General features: G+C 49.8%; 1 protein-coding gene. It reads right to left on the bottom strand.

The features are described 5' to 3' along the window. Positions 1 to 1,485: LA2681 family HEPN domain-containing protein (locus tag HNR55_RS16630; RefSeq protein WP_184382803.1), on the bottom strand; the 1,485-nt coding region annotated here is incomplete at its 3' end. Positions 1,486 to 1,684 lie beyond the last annotated feature (199 nt).

Raw genomic sequence — 1,684 nt, 5'->3', positions numbered from 1 at the left:
TGGCATTGATCCAACAATAGACTCTGGATTATCATGAAATTTCTTGCGCTCTTCCTGCCTAATCGCGAATGACACATGAAACAAGGCCGATCGCGCAATCTGCATTACCCGGATCGCCTTCGATTCCAGCTCGTCGCTCCCAATGGCAATCCCGAAACTACTGGTGTTGGAGGGTCCGATCGTGAACGGCTTGGCCCAACCCATGCTTACACGCAGATAAGTGTGTTCAAGAGCGTTGCGGATCGCATGGAGTTCTCGGGCATCTGCGGACGTTATCTGCTTGAGTTGATCGTCAAACAGTTCCTTTGAAAGCCAATAAAGTCCTAGTAGAGGCCAATTATTTGATTCTTCGAATTGCGAGAGCAGTCTCTGTTTCTTTTCGACCATCCAGACATTCTTGAAGCTGATATGCGCGGGTTCCTTTCCCAATTTCCAATAGCGGTCGATCAAAAATGCAATCTTGTCGAGTAAGGAATATGCAATACGAAATGCTGTGCGCACTCTCTCGCTCGCAAGTGAGTAGAGCGGGTAATCGAGCGTATTAGTGAGCGTGACCCCACGATCGGAGAAATGGACCCGTGTGCTACTCATTCCTTCGAACAGCATGTAGCGCGCCGAGACGTATTCCTGTTTCATTTGGCTAAAAAAGCCGATGATCGGAGGCGGTGAATAGTCACCTGGCCGCTCGTCGAACCTTTCCCTAATGCCGGGTAACATCAGATCATCGGTCGCGGCGGCGAGATACGGTCCGAGATCGTTCAATGGGCAAAGAAACAACCGTTTATCGAGGCACCACTGACGATAAGCGCGTTCCACTTTTGATCGGCCCTGTTCACCCTGATCGAGATTCTGCATTGCTCTCACAGCATCGACATTGACTGCTCTGCCTAATTCATTAACCATATCTTTAAATTGCGTAACGATGGGCTTAAAATTAGGAGTGTCATATACCGCATCCGGCGCCATCGCCTTGCAAAGGCTCTCATAAGCATGGAGCGCCAGAATGGCGCGCTCCCGATCATCGTCGACCATACCAGCATAATCTCTAAGTCCGGAACCGCGATTACCAAGTGCCATCGCGAAGTGCGGATCGATACGGAGCGCCTCGTCCCAGCAGGCTATTGCATCAATCGAGCGGCCAACCCTATTCAGTAGATTGGCGCGATTAGTCAGTATCTGGCAGCGTCGCCCCTTATCGAGCGTCGTGAATCCAGAGTGATTGGCTGCCCGCGTGAGCGCCAACATTTCTTCCTGAAGTTCCACACTCTCCCAAGACCAAGATTGCTGAATATTAGCAATCTGCGATCGCGCAGCCCAAGCATTAGCCCGGAAATATTCCGTCAACACCTCGTTTTCTTCGCTGAGCGGCCTCTTTGAAAGCTCATCAAGCAAGTACAATGCACGCTTCAAACCGCGTTCAAATGCAGCATCACAGGAATCGTCGATCAGCCGACCGATATGTTCGAGTGCCTCGTCGTCACTCATTTTTGTAATGCTGCGTTCGCAGCTTTTATTAAGAGCTTCGAGATTGGGCTGATTAGACAATTTTGGCTGCCTCTCTGGATTCTGGCTGAGGAGAAGTCCTCATGATAATTTTGAGTTTCTCTGCTGCTATGATGCCTATCAAGGCGTTCCCAAAAGACGGATAGAAGAAATTTGTTGCGTTCAGAGCTTATGTCGAAAC

The organism is Acetobacter lovaniensis (assembly GCF_014207635.1).
In the GTDB taxonomy this organism is placed as follows: domain Bacteria; phylum Pseudomonadota; class Alphaproteobacteria; order Acetobacterales; family Acetobacteraceae; genus Acetobacter; species Acetobacter lovaniensis.
The sequence above is the reverse complement of the archived record's forward strand: the minus strand, read 5'-3'. Positions and strand labels throughout refer to the sequence as shown.